The sequence below is a fragment of the Pseudomonas sp. GXZC genome, assembly GCF_026967615.1.
In the GTDB taxonomy this organism is placed as follows: Bacteria; Pseudomonadota; Gammaproteobacteria; order Pseudomonadales; family Pseudomonadaceae; genus Aquipseudomonas; species Aquipseudomonas azotoformans_A.
Genome location: NZ_CP114115.1, coordinates 4,306,631 through 4,324,360, shown reverse-complemented (window position 1 = coordinate 4,324,360; position 17,730 = coordinate 4,306,631). Strand labels below are relative to the sequence as shown.

22 protein-coding genes and 1 pseudogene are annotated in these 17,730 nt (G+C 57.0%); 17 read left to right on the top strand and 6 right to left on the bottom strand.

All coding sequences use genetic code 11. From position 1 onward, the window contains the following. Positions 1-55 precede the first annotated feature (55 nt). The 9 genes from OZ428_RS20110 (at position 56) to OZ428_RS20070 (ending at position 7,899) form a co-directional block, all read left to right on the top strand. Positions 56-1,222: a phage tail sheath family protein gene (locus OZ428_RS20110; protein ID WP_269131054.1), complete on the top strand. Its 1,167-nt coding sequence runs from the start codon at positions 56-58 to the stop codon at positions 1,220-1,222. Between the two features lie 18 nt (positions 1,223-1,240). Beyond that, on the top strand, positions 1,241-1,744 hold the full coding sequence (locus tag OZ428_RS20105; protein ID WP_269134208.1) for a phage major tail tube protein: 504 nt from the start codon (positions 1,241-1,243) through the stop codon (positions 1,742-1,744). A gap of 11 nt (positions 1,745-1,755) precedes the next feature. After that, entirely contained in the window at positions 1,756-2,061 is a 306-nt protein-coding gene (locus OZ428_RS20100) for a phage tail assembly protein (protein ID WP_269131053.1), read from the top strand. 140 nt (positions 2,062-2,201) lie between these two features. Continuing rightward, entirely contained in the window at positions 2,202-4,646 is a 2,445-nt protein-coding gene (locus OZ428_RS20095) for a phage tail tape measure protein (RefSeq protein WP_269131052.1), read from the top strand. A gap of 12 nt (positions 4,647-4,658) precedes the next feature. After that, a complete protein-coding gene (locus OZ428_RS20090; protein ID WP_269131051.1) occupies positions 4,659-5,504 on the top strand; it encodes a phage tail protein in 846 nt (281 codons plus the stop codon). Further along, the gene (locus tag OZ428_RS20085) at positions 5,479-5,685 is read left to right on the top strand and encodes a tail protein X (RefSeq protein WP_269131050.1); all 207 of its coding nucleotides are present in this window, start codon (positions 5,479-5,481) and stop codon (positions 5,683-5,685) included. The genes OZ428_RS20090 and OZ428_RS20085 overlap by 26 nt, the downstream gene beginning before the upstream one ends. Before the next feature lie 81 nt (positions 5,686-5,766). Next, positions 5,767-6,810, top strand: coding sequence for a phage late control D family protein (locus OZ428_RS20080; protein WP_269131049.1), 1,044 nt, complete (start codon positions 5,767-5,769; stop codon positions 6,808-6,810). A gap of 76 nt (positions 6,811-6,886) precedes the next feature. Beyond that, positions 6,887-7,396 carry a glycoside hydrolase family 24 protein gene (locus OZ428_RS20075; RefSeq protein ID WP_269131048.1) on the top strand — a complete coding sequence of 170 codons (510 nt, stop codon included), beginning with the start codon at positions 6,887-6,889 and terminating at the stop codon, positions 7,394-7,396. After that, positions 7,393-7,899 (top strand): lysis system i-spanin subunit Rz, encoded by a 507-nt coding sequence (locus OZ428_RS20070; RefSeq protein ID WP_269131047.1) that lies wholly within the window; start codon positions 7,393-7,395, stop codon positions 7,897-7,899. The genes OZ428_RS20075 and OZ428_RS20070 overlap by 4 nt, the downstream gene beginning before the upstream one ends. A gap of 153 nt (positions 7,900-8,052) precedes the next feature. On the opposite strand, the gene OZ428_RS20065 is transcribed toward OZ428_RS20070, so the two are convergent. The 4 genes from OZ428_RS20065 to OZ428_RS20050 form a co-directional block, all read right to left on the bottom strand. Beyond that, the gene (locus tag OZ428_RS20065; RefSeq protein WP_269131046.1) at positions 8,053-8,733 is read right to left on the bottom strand and encodes an SOS response-associated peptidase family protein; all 681 of its coding nucleotides are present in this window, start codon (positions 8,731-8,733) and stop codon (positions 8,053-8,055) included. Positions 8,734-8,760: 27 nt separating this feature from the next. Beyond that, positions 8,761-9,099 carry a hypothetical protein gene (locus OZ428_RS20060; protein WP_269131045.1) on the bottom strand — a complete coding sequence of 113 codons (339 nt, stop codon included), beginning with the start codon at positions 9,097-9,099 and terminating at the stop codon, positions 8,761-8,763. A gap of 89 nt (positions 9,100-9,188) precedes the next feature. Continuing rightward, positions 9,189-9,398 (bottom strand): hypothetical protein, encoded by a 210-nt coding sequence (locus OZ428_RS20055; protein ID WP_269131044.1) that lies wholly within the window; start codon positions 9,396-9,398, stop codon positions 9,189-9,191. A gap of 117 nt (positions 9,399-9,515) precedes the next feature. Continuing rightward, the gene (locus OZ428_RS20050; protein ID WP_269131043.1) at positions 9,516-9,749 is read right to left on the bottom strand and encodes a hypothetical protein; all 234 of its coding nucleotides are present in this window, start codon (positions 9,747-9,749) and stop codon (positions 9,516-9,518) included. A 416-nt stretch (positions 9,750-10,165) separates the two neighbouring features. On the opposite strand from OZ428_RS20050, the gene OZ428_RS20045 reads away from it, so the two are divergent. Further along, a complete protein-coding gene (locus tag OZ428_RS20045; RefSeq protein WP_269134207.1) occupies positions 10,166-11,023 on the top strand; it encodes an SDR family oxidoreductase in 858 nt (285 codons plus the stop codon). A 36-nt stretch (positions 11,024-11,059) separates the two neighbouring features. Here the strand turns inward: OZ428_RS20045 and OZ428_RS20040 are convergent. Continuing rightward, a protein-coding gene (locus OZ428_RS20040) for an IS3 family transposase (protein ID WP_096010408.1) occupies positions 11,060-12,210 on the bottom strand; the annotation gives its coding sequence in 2 pieces (ribosomal slippage) (positions 11,060-11,976 and positions 11,976-12,210; 1,152 coding nt in all). A 63-nt stretch (positions 12,211-12,273) separates the two neighbouring features. Here OZ428_RS20040 and OZ428_RS20035 point away from each other — a divergent pair. The 5 genes and pseudogenes from OZ428_RS20035 to OZ428_RS20015 form a co-directional block, all read left to right on the top strand. Then, positions 12,274-12,513: pseudogene (locus tag OZ428_RS20035) on the top strand (response regulator); the annotation flags it as partial. Between the two features lie 386 nt (positions 12,514-12,899). After that, the gene (locus tag OZ428_RS20030) at positions 12,900-13,502 is read left to right on the top strand and encodes a hypothetical protein (protein WP_269131042.1); all 603 of its coding nucleotides are present in this window, start codon (positions 12,900-12,902) and stop codon (positions 13,500-13,502) included. Between the two features lie 29 nt (positions 13,503-13,531). Further along, positions 13,532-13,840: a hypothetical protein gene (locus OZ428_RS20025; protein WP_269131041.1), complete on the top strand. Its 309-nt coding sequence runs from the start codon at positions 13,532-13,534 to the stop codon at positions 13,838-13,840. A gap of 711 nt (positions 13,841-14,551) precedes the next feature. After that, positions 14,552-15,193, top strand: a complete 642-nt coding sequence (locus OZ428_RS20020) for a glycoside hydrolase family 25 protein (RefSeq protein ID WP_269131040.1) — start codon at positions 14,552-14,554, stop codon at positions 15,191-15,193. Between the two features lie 312 nt (positions 15,194-15,505). Continuing rightward, on the top strand, positions 15,506-15,982 hold the full coding sequence (locus tag OZ428_RS20015) for a hypothetical protein (RefSeq protein ID WP_269131039.1): 477 nt from the start codon (positions 15,506-15,508) through the stop codon (positions 15,980-15,982). Positions 15,983-16,085: 103 nt separating this feature from the next. Here the strand turns inward: OZ428_RS20015 and OZ428_RS20010 are convergent, their stop codons facing one another. Further along, positions 16,086-16,943, bottom strand: coding sequence for a GGDEF domain-containing protein (locus OZ428_RS20010; protein ID WP_269131038.1), 858 nt, complete (start codon positions 16,941-16,943; stop codon positions 16,086-16,088). 193 nt (positions 16,944-17,136) lie between these two features. Here OZ428_RS20010 and OZ428_RS20005 point away from each other — a divergent pair, with 193 nt between their 5' ends. Both OZ428_RS20005 and OZ428_RS20000 read left to right on the top strand, forming a co-directional pair. Further along, the gene (locus OZ428_RS20005; RefSeq protein ID WP_269131037.1) at positions 17,137-17,298 is read left to right on the top strand and encodes a hypothetical protein; all 162 of its coding nucleotides are present in this window, start codon (positions 17,137-17,139) and stop codon (positions 17,296-17,298) included. Between the two features lie 5 nt (positions 17,299-17,303). Next, positions 17,304-17,621 (top strand): hypothetical protein, encoded by a 318-nt coding sequence (locus tag OZ428_RS20000; RefSeq protein WP_269134206.1) that lies wholly within the window; start codon positions 17,304-17,306, stop codon positions 17,619-17,621. Positions 17,622-17,730 lie beyond the last annotated feature (109 nt).

Sequence of the window (17,730 nt, the reverse complement as noted above, 5' to 3'; positions counted from 1 at the left end):
ACGACAACCCCACGGCCTCGCTTATGCGGGGTTTTATCATTTCTGGAGTTCAATCATGAGCGGATTTTTTCACGGCGTTACCGTGACTAACGTGGACACCGGCGCGCGCATTGTCTCGCTGCCGTCTTCCTCGATTATCGGCCTTTGCGACACCTTCACCCCGGGACCGAAGGCAACGGCCAAGCCTAACCAGTTACTGCTGATCACTCGCGAAAGCGAAGCGGTGGCGGCCTGGGGCGAAGACGCGGCGATCACCAAATCCATCAAGGCGATCTATATGCGCGCCAAGGCGGTGATCGTGGCGTGCGGCGTCGAGAAGCTTGCTACCCCGGCTTTGCAAACCTCGGCCATCATCGGCGGCGAACTGGCCGACGGCCAGCGTGCCGGCCTACAGGCACTGTTGGACGGTAAGAGCCGCTTCAATGCCCAGCCCCGCCTGCTGATTGCACCGGGGCATAGCTCGACGCAGGCCGTGGCTACGTCGATGGACGCGCTTGCCGGCAAGCTGCGCGGCCTTGCCATCGTCGACGGCCCGAACACCACCGATGAGGCGGCCATTGCCTACGCCAAAAACTTCGGCAGCAAGCGTGTGTTTCTGGTTGATCCGGGTGTGCAGACCTGGGACACGGCTCTGAGCGAGACCGTCGATGCGCCGGCCTCGGCCTGGGTGGCCGGCCTGTTCGCCTGGACCGATAACGAATACGGCTTTTGGGCCTCGCCGTCGAACAAGGAGTTTGTCGGCCTCACTGGTACCACGCGGCCTATCGAGTTTTTGGACGGTGACACGACGTGCCGGGCCAACGTACTCAACAACGCAAACATCACCACGATCATTCGCGACGATGGCTACCGCCTGTGGGGCAACCGTACCTGTTCCAGCGATCCGAAGTGGGCCTTTGTGACGCGTGTGCGCACCCAGGACATCGTCATGGACGCGATCCTGTACGGGCACAAGTGGGCGGTCGATCGCTCGATCACCAAAACCTACGTCAGCGACGTGACCGAGGGCCTGGAGAACTTCATGCGCGATCTGAAGAAACAAGGCGCGGTTATCAACTTCGAAGTGTTTCCCGACGATGAGCTTAACACGGCCAGCCAGTTGGAGCAGGGCAAGGTCACTTGGCGCATTCGTTTCACCGACGTGCCACCGGCGGAAAACCCTACGTTCCTCGTTGAAGTCACCAATCAGTGGCTCACCGAAGTAATTGATTCCAAGGCCTAAGGAGGCTTCGCGATGTCCATGATTCCCCAAACGTTGTTCATGATGAATATGTTCATTGACGGCATGAGCTTTGCCGGCGACGTGCCGACCTTGAGCTTGCCCAAGATGAAAATCAAAACCGGCGAGTATCAAGGCGGCGGTATGGATGCCCCGATTGATATGGATCAGGGCATGGAAAAGCTGGAGGCGTCTTTCAGCACCAAGGGCGTTCGCGTGGCTGCAATGAAGCTCTTTGGCCAGGCCGATCAGACTGCGTTCAACGGTGTGTTCCGAGGCTCGTTCAAGGGCCAAAAGGGCGCCACCACGGCGGTGGTCGCCACCATTCGCGGCATGCTCTCGGAGCTGGACCCTGGCGAGTGGAAGCCAGGCGGTGACGCTGAATTCAAGTACGCCGTGAGCGTCAGCTATTACAAGCTGGAAGTTGGTGGCGTGCGCATGTTTGAAATCGATCCTGTCAACGCGGTTCGCGTTATCAACGGCGTTGACCAACTGGCAGCTGTTCGCCGCGACCTCGGCCTTTAAGGAAAACACCCATGCCTCAAGACATCAACAAAATCCCGGAATGGCTGACGATCGCCGCTGACTCGGCAACCATCAAGCTGTCCAAAATCGTCAAGGTCAATCAGATCGAAACTGATCAGCTGACCATACGTTCCCCAACCGTTCGCGAGGTTCGTGCCGCGACCAAAGCCGCCCCGGACGATGAGGAACAAAGCGAAATGATCCTGTTTGCCAGCCTGACGGATGCAGGCCAAAACGATCTGGGGGAACTGAGCGTGCGTGATTACAAGCGCCTGCAGGCCGCCTATTTTCGCCTGGTGCGCGAGGACCGGGTTTAACGAAGAAATACAGAGGAAGCTGGCTCAGCGGCTGGCCCGGGAAATGTCATTCTCGGCCAGCGAGATTGAGGCCATGCCGTTCTCAACGATGATCTGGTGGCTCAAGGAGTGAGCCGCCTTCACCTTTTCGGAGTGACCCCATGGCGAATAACCTGGCGCTTGGTGTCGTGATCGGCGGTGCTATCAGTTCGACCGTCGGCGCTGCCTTCAAGGATGTTGAAGGGCGCATCAAGAAACTCAGTGACCAGGGCACCAAGGCCCGGGTACTTCAAAGCACCATTGGCGACACAATCCGCCTGCGTGATGAGTGGAAAAAAGCCCATGACACCGGCTCTGCTTCAGCAGATGGCCTGCTCAAAAAATTGGAGTCCAATCTCAAGACCCTGAAGGAGCAGGGCGTCGAGGTCGGCAAATTGCGTAATGAGTACCAGAAGCTCGGCCAGGTGGCCCGTGGGGCTGAGCTGAAAACGCTTGGTCATACCCAAATCCAGCAGGGCAAGGAAGGGCTAAAGGGCTCGCTCGGCCAGGCTACAAAGCTGACAGCGGCAGTCGCCATACCCACCAAGATCTCCGGCGACTATCAGGCGCAAGTGCGCCAGATGTCGCTATGGGCGCACACGGCCGGTACTGAAGACGAAGGCAAGATGGCGCAGATGGTTTCGACCATCGCAGACGACAAGGGCATGAGTCGCCAGCTGCTCGCCAACGCGGTCGGTGGCCTGATCGAAAAAGGCGTTGAGTGGAAGGAGGCGAGCGAATACGCCGGCCAAATTGCCGACTTGATCGACGGCCAGGGCATGGAAGCCGAAACCATCGCAACCTTGATCAACTCGTTCAAGGAGGCCGGGGTCAAGAAAGAGGACATGGCCGGCATGCTGGGCCAGGTGGCGGCGGCGGGCGATATCGGCGCCTTTGGCCCCAAGGACATGGCGCGGTACCTGCCGTCCATGCTCGGCAACATCAAGCGCCTGGGCATGGAAGGCCCGGAGGCGGTGCGCTTTCTGGGGGCCAGTTTGCAGTCGCAATACTCGCAAACGCAGGACTCTGCGGCCGCTGCAACGAACATGAACAACCTGTTGAGCGCTGTGATCAGCAGCACCAGCCAAGAGCGTTTCGCCAAGGAAGGCTATGACCTGGCCGGCTCTATTCTGGCTGCGACGAAAACCGGCAAGGCGGCCAACCCGGTCGATGCCTTCATCATGCTCAGTCAGGAAATGATCAAGCGTCAGGATCCCGCGAAGGCCAAGAAGATCGAAGCCCTCAAGGCGAAGATCAAGGTGGCTGCGGATGGCAGCGCCGAGGAACAGCAGGCCATGGTGGCCCTGACTGAGGCGGCCGGCCTGGCCAACATCGTCAGCGATCAGAGCGCCAGTGCGGGTTTGCTCGCGCAAATCAAATACGGCGACAAGATCAAGGCCGATATGGTCACGATCAAGGACACCGACGGCAAGACCAAGATCGAGGCCGACGCGGCCAAGGCCCGGGAGACTTCCAATCGCAAATGGTCGGCGGCCACGGCAGGCATGGAAGCGTCCATGATCAGCCTGGGTGACGGCCTGCGACCGCTGACCGACAAGGTGGCGGATGGCTTGGGCAAGGTCGGTTATGCACTGGCTGACCTGGCGAACAAGTACCAGCCCGTAACGGCGGTGATTGCCGGCGTGGCGGCCGGCGCTGTCACGCTGGGCGCGGCCTTGAGTGCGCTGAAGATTGGCCGGGGGCTGTTGAACATCGGCCGTGGGTCGCTGATGGGCAACCCGAACATCCCTCAAAAGGTGATCGTGACCAACCTTCCGGCAGGCGGATTGGGTGGCTTGGATGGCGGTGTGGACGGCGGCAGTAAGGGCAAGGGCGGTAAGGGTGGCAAGGTTGGCATGGCGGTGAAGGGGATCGCCGCGCTGGCGGTCGTTGAGGCCGGTTTCAAGATCAAGGACACCTACGACAACGCCACGACGCGGGATGAAAAGGCCGAAGGCTACGGCGAAGCGGCAGGCGGTTTGGCGGGTACGCTCGCCGGCGCTGCGGCCGGTGCGGCGATTGGCTCGGCGGTGCCGATCATCGGCACGGTGGTTGGCGGGTTGCTGGGCGCTTACCTGGGCAGCATGGGCGGCGATGCCCTGGGCGGATACCTGGGCAAGTCATTCTTCGGTGGCGATGATGGGCTGAAGAAAATGCCGGACGCCGGGCCGCTGATGATGGCCAATGCCGGCAAGGACATCCCGCCTGTGATGGGCGGTATCGCGGCGTCCTTTGCGCCCAAGGGCACTGGCACCGGCCCGCTGTTGATGCCAGTGGCGGTGAAACCGCCAGGCCCAGTGGGTGGCGACGTGGTGCGCTCACTGGCCTCACAACCGACATCGAGCCCGCCCGGGGCGCTTTCGCTGATGGCCGTGCCGGCTAAGCCACCAGCGCCGAAGATCGAGCAGAAGGTTGATATCAGCGCGCCCCTGCATCTGACGGTCCAGGGCGATGTGAAAGATCCTGCGCAGCTTGCTCGTGAGCTTCAGCCGTACCTTGATCAACATCATCGGGATCTCGCCCAGCAGCTGGAGAGCCGCAAGCTCTACGACGACGCGCATCTTTGACCTGGGGGATTTATGGGCTACATGGATCAGTTGCAATCAAGCGTGAAGTACCTGGCTGCGGCGGGTGAGACCGGCCGCCGTAGCCTGGATGGGATGATCGGGCCAGTGGACGGCGCGATCAGTGAACTCAGCGGGGCCGCGTCGGAGCTGGAGGGCGCGCCCTTTGTGGGGCCTGCCATTGGCGAAAAGCTACAGCGCGTTATGCGTGGCGTTACGGCGGCCCAGGCGAAGGTTGGCCAGGTGGTGTCGGTTTACAGCGCGGCAAGCCGGGCGGCGTCTCAGATTGATGAGCGCCTGGGGGCACTGAAAGAGCAGGCCGGGCGGGCGGCAACGGTGATCAACAGCCTTGCCGGAAAGGCCAACCCTTCGCTGTCGGGCATTCTCCCAACCGGGGCCTTTGCAGCGGATGCCACGCCGGCGCCGGAGGCTGTGAAACCCTTCCCGCACCTGATGATTATGCAGCCGCGTGATCCGAAACAGCAGCCGTACTTCTTCAACCTGGGCACGGCAGCCTTTGATGAGCTGCGCCGCTCGACTGCTTTTCGTTGGGCCTCTCAGGAGCGTCTGACGCGTCGACCGGCACAGCAGGCAATCGGCATGGGTGAGGAGAAACTGACGCTCAAGGGCGCTATTTTTCCGGGCTTCAGGGGCGGCATTAAGCAGTTGGACACCTTGCGAAGCCTGGGCGGCAAGTTGCAGCCCCTGACACTGACCACCGGTTACGGCGATGTGCTGGGTACTTGGTGCATGACCAGTGTTGAGGAAGAACAAAGCGCGCTGCTGGCTGGCGGCATTCCGCGTAAGCAAGGCTTTACCCTGGAGTTTGTGCGCTATGGCGACGACATGCAGAACGTCTGATGGGGATCTGCTGGATACCATCTGCAACAACTACTACGGACACCTGAACGGCACGCTCGAGGCCGTGCTGGATGCCAATCAGGGCCTGGCTGATGAGGCCCAGCCTTACCGGGCAGGGGTTGTGATTGTCCTGCCGGACATGCCGGCACCGACTGAAGAACTTGTGATGCTTTGGGATTAGCCAGGCCTGGCTGTCCTTTTTTTCCGTTACGCGTAACGGCCGCCAACATTCCCCCGCGTTGGCGGGGTAACTGGATGAACCATGACCCCTCGCTTTCGCGTCGTTGCAGACGGTAAAGACATTACCGCGCTGATCAATGACCGCCTGTTGCTGCTGAAAACCACTGATAAGCCTGGCATGGAGTCGGACGACTTTGAGCTACGCATTGACGACCGTGACAGCGCCGTAGCGCTGCCCAAGCGCGGCGCCGGCATCGAGATCTACCTGGGCTACGCCGAGACGTCCATGGTTCGCCTGGGGCGTTACATGGTGGACGAAGTCGAGATATCCGGCCCGCCTGACACCATCGTCGTGCGCGGCAAGGCTGGTGACATGCGCGGCACCGGCAAGACGGTGCGCAGTGGCAGTTGGGAAGACGTGCCACTGTCCAAGATCGTGGCCGACGTGGCCGCCCGCAACGGCTGGACGCCGGTGTGCAACGTCTCCACGAACGTGCCCCGGGCTGATCAGCTCAGCGAGTCGGACTTTAATTTCATCACCCGCATTGCCAAGCAGCACGACTGTACGGCCAAGGTGGCCGATGGGAAGTTGATTGTCATGACCCGCGACGGCGGCACCAGTGCAAGCGGTAAGACCTTCGGCGCCGTCACCATCACGCGCCAGGACGTTAGCCGGTGGCAGTTCCGCCTAGGTGATCGCAACACGCACAAGGCGGTGGCCACCAAGCACCAGGACAAGAAAACAGGTGAGCTGAAGCTCATCAGCCTGGACAACACCGATGCGCCTGATGGGTTGCCGGCGGTTCACACCGACCGGCATATCTACCCCAACAAGACCGCTGCGGAACAAGCCGCCAAGGCTCGCCTGACGGCCTTCAATCGGTCCTCGGCAAGTGTTCGTCTTGAAATGCTTGGGCGCACTGATCTTTTTGCTGAGCGATCAGTTAACGCCAGTGGCTTTAAGGCCGGCATTGATGGTGAGTACCTGGTTGACTCGGTGGAGCAGGTTTTCACCCAGGCGGGCTGGTCGACCACCGTTGAGTGCAACGGCGGCAAGAAAGGTAAGGCCAAGGCCAAAAGCAAGCAGACGAAGAAATCCAAGGAGGTCAAGGTTTTAGAGCTTTGACGTCACCCCCTGAAACGCCCGCTTAACCACTTTGACCGCCGCCGCTTGGCGGCTTTTTTATGCCTGGAGAAAACTAATGGCGCGACTTTCCGAATCACTCGCCGGCAGCAGTAACGTGCTGGCCTTCCTCGATATGCTCGGATGGAGTGAGGGCACGAGCACCTCACCGGCCACGGCTATGGACGGTTACGACGTGATCGTGACCGGCATCGACCGCAAACCCGAAGTGTTTAAGGACTTCACTGATCACCCTTTCGCGAAGGGGCGTGCATCGAAGGTCATCAATAGTAAGGGGCTGACCTCCAATGCATCTGGCCGCTATCAGCAGATGCTGAGGGACTGGCCGCACTACAAGGCCCTGCTCAAGCTGTCGGACTTCAGTCCGATCAGCCAGGACCTGTTGGCGCTGCAGCACATTCGCGAGTGCAGGGCATTGCCTGACGTCCTTGCCGGACGGATTGAGACGGCTATCGCGAAGTGCCGGAACATCTGGGCCAGTCTACCGGGCGCCGGGTATGGCCAGCGCGAGCACCGGCTGGGGGATCTGCTGAAGCGGTATCGGCTGGCGGGCGGAGTGATGTCATGACGCCCGCGCAGATCCTGGCAGCAATCCTGCTGGGGATGGTGATCAGCGCCGTCGGCACCTGGCAGCTCCAGGATTGGCGCCTCGGCAAGACGTTAGCGGAGCAGGGCGCCCAGTTCCAGACGGATTTAGCCGCGATTGGCAATGCTGCTGCAGCTCAGGCCCGCACTGAGCAGGTCAGGCGGCTGGCCACGGAGCTGCAGCTTGCTTCCTCCGATCAACAACATACCAAGGAATTATCCGATGCCAAGCGTAATCAAGCTTTGCTGCGTGACCGCATTGCTACTACTGAACTACGGCTGTCAGTCCTTCTCGACGCCACGGATTCAGCCAGTGGCTGCAACATGCCTGCTACCACCCGCACCGTCGGCGTGGTTCATGCAGCCCGTCGAGCCCAACTTGACCCAGCGCATGCTCAAAGAATTATCGCCATCACCGACACCGGTGACCAAGGACTGATCGCGCTGAGGGCGTGCCAGGCTTACGTCCGTGCAATTGCACCGTGAGATCAATGTACTACTCTCTCGGGGCGGGTTCGTATTGCGGTCATTTAGTTTATTGAAGGGCGCCATGGATAAGAGGCTTGCAGGCCTTTCGTTTCTGCTAACCCTAGGCTGGGTAACGGCAGTAGCGTTTGTAATGTGGTATTTCTCGGAGCCTTAGCGAAGGGGGCGGATCAGTTCGGGCCCCTTGTTCCTGACGTTTCCAACAGCTGCATCGACCTTGAACCATTCAAAGGCCTCGGACGGCTCTCCCTGATGCAAAACTATCTGTTCGGCACGTTCCTTGGGGGTTGCCGGATCAAGCCATTCGCGGGCTAGATCAGGCGTCAGCACCACGGGCCGCCTGTCGTGAATGTCCACCATCCCTCCTGCGCTGTCGGCCGTGATGATCACGAAGCCGTCATGCTCGCCGGGACCTTCATCGGCGTCGGGTAGTTGGCCAATGGAGGCACACAGTACGGGCGCGCCATCGCGGCGGCGGATCAAATAGGGCTGCTTCTTCGGGCCACCTTCATCCACCCACTCAAACCAGTTGTCGATAGGCGTGATTGCCCGATGCGGCCAGATCGTCCGAAAGAACGGGCCGTGAGCGACTTTCTCGACGCGAGCATTGATAGGCGCGGCGCGGTCCTTGGCCCAGCGTGGCCGCCATCCCCATCGTATGGAGTCGGCGTGCAACAGATCGCCCTGAATGTGCAGCAATGCCACCTGGGTACTGGGAGCAACGTTGTAGCGTTCGATTAGCTGGTCGCCCACGGAGTTGGCCAGGGCATTCGGCATGCTCAGCGCTGCAACGAAGTCGTGGATTCCTCGGTACTGCGTCAATCTTCCGCACATGGCCAAGCCCTCTGTGTTCGCGTGAGCTTAGACAATCGTGGTTGGGCGAGGTCTCATTTCATTCACGATCAGCCGAAGTGCTTCCGCCTCTCGTTTGTTCGCGTTGTTTGAGGTTGTCAGGTCCGCGATGTGCTTCCTCATTTCTGCTGCTTCGGCCCCACGCTGCCGGAGGTAGCCAGAGAACTGATCCTTAATCGCTCGAGTTTCGTCGAGCATCGCGATCAAACCAAAGATGTCCTCTCTCGCCTTGCGTAGTTGCAGGTTTAGTTCTTGGATCTCGTTCTCCAGCAGCAGGCAATGCTGTTGATACATTTCGAGAGGCGAGGGGAGGCCAAGCCACTCGCAAGTGTCTTCATCGATGAGCATGGTTTAGGTAGTCCGATAGCTGTGTGTGTATACAGTAATCGGCGTTTGAGCCTGACGCGATTTGAGGCGACGAGCTGTAGTGGATTGGATTACTCCGGGGACATCAAAACAGCGAGGGTGAGCTTTATGAACTCTTCGTTCTCATCGATGGTGTGTAACGCTCCTCGAATGTTCTCTGCGACTTCAGCGGAGCCACGCTGCTCAACCCAGTTCGACAGCTCCATGATGGAAGCTTCAAGGGCTAACTGGTTTTCGTATAATTTGGAGAGGAGGGAAGGCAGTAGATCCGAGTTCGGCATGGCTGATTCTCCTTAGAATTGTCAGCGTAGCAGGTGGGACCTTTTGCGCCTTGAGCCTTGAATTTGATCAAAGCTCCAGCGAGATGTGGTGGGGCTATAAACTGACCAGTTTCGCTTCTATTTTGGGCTTAGGTGAAGCTTGGCGCTTTCCCAAGCACGTCGGGCTTCCTCATATTTTGCATCGGCCAAGTCTTTCGCCGCTTGGAAATTTCTCACTGTTTCATCGGTTGTGGGACGATCACTGAGCAACGCGTAAGCCAATTCATTTAGTACATCTGCTTCAGCAAACAAACGATTACTCTCCGCTGTTTCCTCGGCCCAAGCACGTTTGGATATCGCCTTACATCTCATTTCGCCTCCTTGTGGTGATTGATGCCACAATTCTGGCGCCAAAAATATCTACCTCAAATGTGGACTCAAAATAGATATATGCAATGATGGCTTAATGCCTCTCTGTGATTGATTTCGTCGAAAAATACCTTCCGGTAGTGATCGTCTGGCTGGGTCTTCGATAAATGGTTATAAATTATTCTTGGTGATCATTAATCGATTAGCAATTACCGCTTCTGAATCTATGTTATACCCGCATATCTTTAACCTTGCTATTGAACGCCTATCAAGTACTGATACGCCTGAAAGAATTGGTTACGTACTACAACGGCGCATAGTTACCCTGCAACCGCACGGTTGTCCGTTTTTACGACATTCGTCTGAACTTCTCCTCGTGGCTAACCCTCGCAAAGGTATCTATTGACGGAGAAAATATGATGAAAAATTATCCGAAGCCGCCCTTCAAGGCTCAACAGCAGCCCGTACCAGGGGATCAACGCAAGATGGACCCGTTGCCCGATTGCGGTGAGAAAACATACATAGGCTCAGGCCGATTGGCCAACAAAGTAGCGTTGATTACCGGTGGCGACAGCGGCATAGGGCGTGCAGTGGCCATCGCATTTGCACGTGAGGGTGCAGATGTGGCGGTTTCTTATCTGGATGAGCACGAGGACGCCAAGGAGACGGCGAGTTGGGTTGAAGCGGCGGGTCGTAAATGCCTTCTGCTGCCAGGTGATCTCGAAAGCGCAGATCAGTGTGTAGCAGTCGTTAAAGACACTGTAGGGGAGTTTGGACGTATTGATGTGCTGGTCAATAACGCGGCGTTCCAAATGACCTATGAAAGCCTAGAAGACATACCCGACGAGGATTGGTTGAAAACCTTCAACGTTAACGTCACTGCGATGTTTCGCATCTGTAAGGCTGCACTGCCTCATATGGACAGAGGTAGTTCGATTATCAATACCAGCTCAGTCAATTCCGACGCACCCAACCCTACCTTACTGCCATATGCAGCGACGAAAGGCGCAATAGCTAATTTCACAGCAGGCCTAGCGCAGATGCTTGGCAAGCGTGGTATTCGCGTCAACAGTGTTGCCCCAGGGCCGATCTGGACCCCACTAATTGTGTCGACGATGACAGAGGATTCCGTGAAGGAGTTTGGTGGTAGCACGCCACTGGGACGTCCTGGACAGCCGGTAGAGGTTGCACCTATCTACGTTCTGCTAGCGTCAGATGAGGGCAGCTATATATCGGGTGAACGCTTTGGCGTGACGGGGGGTAAACCTATTCTTTAAGTAAAGCGCGGCATTGAATGAATCGCCCCTGGTTTCCTAGACACTCTCCAAGCTCAGGAAATAGCGTTTCTCATATTCTATTGGAGACAGCTGCATAGCACTGCTGTGTCGGCGTTTAGGGTTATAGAACATTTCGATGTAATCGAAAATATCACTTCGGGCTTCTTCACGGGTTGTGTAGATCTTTCGTCGGATTCGCTCCCGCTTCAAAAGCTGGAAAAAGCTCTCGGCTACGGCATTGTCGTGGCAGTTTCCCCGCCGGCTCATGCTGCTGATTACATTGTTAGCCTTCAAGAAGCTTTGCCAATCTGAGCTACTGAACTGACTACCTTGATCTGAGTGAATCATCACTTGCTGCTGTGGCTTACGTCGCCACACAGCCATCAACATTGCGTCGATAGCCAGGTCGCTGCACATCCTTGGCTTCATTGACCAACCAATTACTTGGCGTGAGAACAGATCCAGCACTACCGCCAGATAGAGCCATCCTTCATAGGTGCGGATGTAAGTGATATCTGTCACCCAGACCTTGTTCGGCTCACTGACCTTGAACTGCCGCGCGAGGTGGTTGGGCGAGGCCACTGTTGGTTTTCCACCGTAAAACCCTGGACGCCGCCGATAGCCCGTTTGCGAACGCAGCCCCTCCGCCTGCATCAAGCGCCCGACTCGATTTCGTCCGCATTCCTCTCCCAGCTCACGTAGGTCATCGTGAATTTTGCGGTAGCCGTATACACCTCCGCTTTCTAGCCAAGCGTGTTTGATCAAGCCAAGCAGACGTTGATCTTCTTTTGCTCGGGCAGATTGAGGCTCGGCCAGCCAGGCGTAGTAGCCGCTGGGGTGCACCTTGAGGGTTTGGCAAAGGCGCCGCACCGGGTAATCAGTCGAGTGCTTCTTGATGAAGGCGTACTTCAGCCGCACTCCTTGGCAAAGTACGCGGCGGCCTTTTTTAAGATGTCTCGCTCTTCCGTCACGCGCTTGAGTTCAGCGCGCAGCTTGCGCAGTTCGGCCTGCTGATCGTCGTCTTGCTGACGCTGCTCTTGGGGCTTGCTGTAGACCTTGATCCAGGCGTAAAGGCTATGCACGGACATGCCCAGGCGCTGGGCGACATCGGCGACAGGTTTGCCTTTTTCGGTCACTTGCTTGACCGCTTCGATCTTGAATTCTTCGGGGTAACGCTGACGACTCATGGCACCTCCTATTTGGGCCTCATTATGAGGCTTGGAGGTGTCTAGGAAACCAGGGGCGATTCAGATAGAGAAAGGCCTGCTCTAATCATTACTGATTTTATGATGCCGGTCATGGACGGCCTAGAGTTCGCTACAGCTGTGCGAGCACTTCCTTCCGGTAACGATTTGCCGATCATCTTGATGAGCGGTGCTCAGGCGCACATCGGCATGCAGAGATCGGATCTGTTTGATGCAGTATTGGCAAAGCCATTTAATATCGATTTGATCATCGCCGAGGTTAGAAAGCTCTTAAGGTCCGAGTAGCTGGCAACCGTTCAAAACAATGTGAGCCACCCTGGGTTTCGTAGATACTCTTGGTATCCGTTTTTGGATGATAGAACCCATTCATGAACTGCCGCCTCGGGTTGATTGCGGTCTGCCTTGACAGGCAGCAACCGGCCAAAGGCGGACGCTTGTTCACGACCCGATGAGCACGAAAGGGGCAATTTCAGGGATCATGCGAGGTTGCTCATTTCGATTTTTTTAAGCAAATACCTCCCAATGATCACAGCACGCCGCTCTGTATGTGCACTGCGTAGGCTCCGCATCTGATATGCGTCGCAACGCTTCAAGCACAAAACTTCTGTTGTTACGCAATGCGACTCCTCTTTTGTGGTCTGTAACCCTGACTCCGCAAAAGGAAAGGCTTCATGTCGATACGCCCTCTGCTTGGCCTGATTGCATTGCCGTTGTTCGCAGGTTGCCAGTATTTGCCCCACACCAACTACTTCACCGCGCCCGAAAACGAGCCCAATCCTGCTTGGGTACGTATCGTCGACTACACGCAACATGCCGAAGTTTACCAATACGAAAACGGTAAACGTTCGGGCGGAGCCGTTCGCACCGGCCTCCTGCCGTTCACCCATACACAGGACGTGGGCATGCCCAAGGCAGGGCAATACCTCACATGGGACTATTACGAAACGCAGATCCGGCCCGGTATCGAAACGCAGGTGGATCTTTTCTGGGAGGGGGCACGCACTCGCTCCTGCCACATCTCGACGAAGTTTACTCCCCAAGCCGGACTCTATTACCAGTTCAGGCTGACATCCGGCTCATCAGGCAGCTGTAGGGTGTACGCATCGCTGATTGAGCGCGACAGAGAAGGAGAAGGTTGGCATCTCACGACGAATCCGCAGGTGACCTATAACGGTGATGGACCGACGGCCCAAACCTATTACCAGAACAGTAGGTTTAAGGACCCCGATTATCATCCACCTGAAGCTCTGTATCCGGGGACGGACATTCGCTAGACAGGTGCACGACTACAAGGAATCGTTAATTGGCTAGCGCAAAATACTTCCGAACGCTCGGCGAGCGAGCCTCAAAAGATGTCTTCGCATGGGCGGCATTTGTTGCGCAAACAGAATTCCTGTGGAAAGACAGAACGTCAGTCCAGGACGCCGTCGCCTGGCAGCGTATTTGGTTCGAGCTGGAAATACTCAACGGGCTTGCGTTGGCGCATTGGGAGGATGATGGAAAGCCTATTAACTGGTCGTGTCGCTGGAACACCGACTATCGACAAGAAGCGTCGGCCCTGGCGAATGACTTGCTGGAGCTTTTGGGCAATGCAGAATCATCTGGAGGCTGAACCATCACGCTGGCCTCACACATAGTGCCCAGAAGTCGGATTGCGGCGAACAACAACCCGACGGTCAGCTCAATAGGCATCTAAACCGCTCTTCAGGGAGTTCCTCTGCAAAAATTGCGTAGGCTTTCAGCAGCACACCCTCAAAATATGCCAGATTATCCATCCCCATCCGCGCGCTTGTGCAATAGAGCATTTTATAAACCGCTCACACCGTATTGTTCCTCGCTGCGTTGATGCTCTTTTGGCTCATACTGCGCGTCGAGGTTGTAGAGTGATCACGGAGTGACTGCTTCTGGCCGAACGCGGCCATATGATTTGTCTCACGAGTCGTGGGCTATTGGTGGATTGTGTTCGGTCGGCAGGACGTTGGGGGAGGGGCAAAACCGTTCCCAAACCAAAACCGCACCCCTTGCAGAATGCGGCCTGTAGCTTGGTTGGTAGCTGCAAGTAAAGGAACGCCAGCGACCGTCAAGGCACCAGCCCGCTTGATTTTGCATAGCGGTCTTGAAAACCGGCGGACGTTAATAGCGTCTCCAGGGTTCGAATCCATGGGTTCCCGCCAAACATGAACGAGAAATCCCGCGAGCCAGAGGCTTTGCGGGATTTTTTATGCCTGCGATTTCGTTATCGCCGGGTGCGGTATCCCCATAGTGCATTGCCGATGTAAGTCGATGAAAGAATCGACCCGACATCCATGGCAGGAACGCACAGATGAATTGCAACGAACCGATAAAAAACGAAAATGCGCGGGGCATCGATGTGTCGCGCTGGCAGGGCGATATTGACTGGAGCCGCGTTGCGAAGGCGGGCATCACCCATGCAATCGCCAAAATGACGGAGGGTGGAGACTACACCGATCCAAAATTTGTCACGAACTTCCAAGGCATGCAGGCTAACGGTTTGAAAGCCGGGGTCTATCATTATTTCCGTGCCTTGAGCAGTACGCCGTGCGAGCAGTTGAACAACATCAAGGGGCGTTTGGCCGAGGTGGCGTTCAAAGCCGGGCGGGATAGGCTGGTGATTGATGTCGAGACCAATCGCAACGAAGGTGCCAGTCCGGATCAGATGGCCGATGCCCTGTTTCAGTTGGTGACGCTGGTCAGGGTTTCGCTGCTGGAGGGGGCATACCCGCATATTTACGCCTCTCCCAGCATCTGGAGTAGCCGCGTGGCCTGGCGCAAGTACGACTTCAGTGAGTGCCCGCTGTGGATTGCCCATTGGGAGGTGGCTCAGCCCACGGTACCTGAAACCTGGAGCGCCAAGGGCAAAAGCTGGGAGTGGTGGCAGCACAGCAGCAAGGGTCAGGTTGACGGCATTCAGGGGGCGGTAGACTTGGATTGGGTCAAGTCTTAATGGCCAACATCACAACGGCCCCATTCTGGGCCGTTGCTATTGAGGACCTTCAGCATAGGTGCTCCGAAATTTTGCCTATTTGAAGCGCTTGGCGGATGCATGTCTTGCATGGCCCCTATCATCTGCTCTGCGAACGAGCTTTTTCTCGTCATCTCTTTGTTTTTTTACTACTATTACCCGTCTGTGCGCTCAAGGAAGAGAGGCTGAGCGCCTTGAGTCTGGTAGAAATTTACACTCGAACATTGAGTGAGCTATTGCTTTTACCCAGAACCTTACGACTCAGCCAACCATAATTACTTCTTGGTGAAACCGATGGATAAAATGTGTGGCATCGTTGTAGTGGTAGGACTTGCCCTCGCGGGATGCGCTACGAAAACTCCAGAAAAAACTGAAGTGACTCCACCCCCCGCCGTCGTCCATGAAGTACCACCTGAAGTCGCACCTGCGTCGTCTGCCAATTACACTGTGCGATATGAGGCTGCACCTGCTGCTGACGCCCAAGCCCACGCCTCGCCAGAGGCCGCCCAGCCAGAGTCGGAAACAACTCGCGCCGAGCAATGCCGTAAAGAGCTGGATGTTCTGAAGGTTTACAACAAGCCGTCCTACGTTAAATACGAGGCGGAATACCAAGCCATTGCTGCCAAGACCGCTAAATACATGGAAATCAAAGACTCATTGGGTCCTGATTTGAACTATATGGTCATGCCCGCCTATCAATTTCAAATTCGTGAATTCTGCTTCCGGGTGAAGACTCGTCTGTCGGAGCTTGTGCTGCGCCAAGCCAAGTAATGCAGGCAGACCCACCGCGAGTGCTTCTTGGTCCAAGAAGCTCTGGTGAGTCGCGTAAGGCTTGAAAATGCCCTGACCTGTCGGGGCATTTGCTTGGTGTCGGTCAGTTACAGCGCAACCTTTTCACCCGATACATCTCCCCATCGGCATGACTCAGCAGCGTATCCGCATCCTCCCCGTCCCCTGGGTAATACGCCACGCCGACGCTGCAGGACGGCATCTTCACCCCGCCAAACTCAGCGCCCAACGGCTCAGCCATGACCGCCAGGATCTGCGCCACTTTCCCGGCTACTGCGTCCTGCGACTGGATGTCCGTGATCAGCACCGTGAATTCGTCCCCGCCCATCCGCGCCACCAAGTCGCTTTCGCGTACGCAGCGCTCCAGTCGTCGGGCAATCACGCACAGTACGCGATCGCCCATGGCATGCCCGTGGACATCGTTGATGCCCTTGAAGTCATTGATGTCCAGAAACAGTAAAGCCAGGGTGTGGTTGTGGATTTTTGCGGTGTGCAAGGCACTGTCGAGGCGCTCATTGAACAGCGACCGATTGGTGAGGGCTGTGAGCGGATCATGATGGGCAAGGAAGCGTAGTTCTTCCTCGGCCTGGGTGAGCGCCGTGACGTCGCGCGCGACACCGATCCGCGCACCGACGTCCTTGGACCAGAAGGCCGCCCACAGGATGTGCACAACGCTGCCGTCCTTGCGCAGGTAACGATTGCGGAAGTCGACATGGGCTTGGCCATTCATGACCCGAACAATGGAGGCACGCGTGCGCGCCAGGTCTTCAGGGTGCATGTAGTCGGTGATCAGGGTGCCGGTGAGCTCTTGGGCGCGGTAACCGAGCAGTGCCTCGCAGGCATCACTCACGAATACAATCTGGTTATCGCTGTCGACGACGAAGACCGTATCCAGCATCAAGTGGATCAGTTTGGGATAGAGGGCTTGCAGGTCAACGGGCATGGGGCATAGGGCGTCCGGTTCAGATGGCCGATCATAGCCCGATCATCACGTAAGGCGGCTAGGGGGATTGCAAATTTTTAGTGCCGTTCATGCCAATTGTGCCCCGAGTGTTCAAAACCGCCGGCCAACCGTATGATCGGAGCCAGCGTCTTATGGAGGCGCCGAGACTCACCCCCTATATAAGGACATGAGCATGCAAAAGCACTTCGGCAATTCAGGCCTGTTCAAGGCTGCTTCGTATCTCTGCGACGACACCCTCGGCAGTGGCATTGCCCGCTGGGCGTTGAAAAACAGTGCGTTGAATACGAAGGAGTTTTTGATATGTCCAAAGAATTACTCGGAGTTTCTGCTCTAGGCTTGATGATCGTTGGTGAGTTTTGTGCAATCTACAGCGAGGTCGTTACCGCCAGGCTGGCCCAGGCCGGCGACGGCTCATGGCAAGCCTTCATCATGCCGGTAGTGGTGATGTGTTTTGCGGGGCTTTGTCTGTTGGGGGCGTATTGGCTGGGTTATCGGGCGGTGGGTGATATCTGGGTGGTCACGGTGGTTTCCGTCACTTCGTTATTGCTGCTGGAGCCGGTCGTGATCTGGGTGCTGTTCCAGGAGTTTCCCGGACGAGGCGCATTGATCGGGTTTTGCCTGGGCGCCTTGGGCATGCTGGCCACTGTCTTGTTGTAGCTGCACGGTCTGGCCCGGCAATCACTTGTCGGGCCAGAGGCGGGGTTGTCGTTGGCAATACCTTCCACCGCCGCAACGGCGGCTGGGTTTTAACGCCGTGAAACGCAGC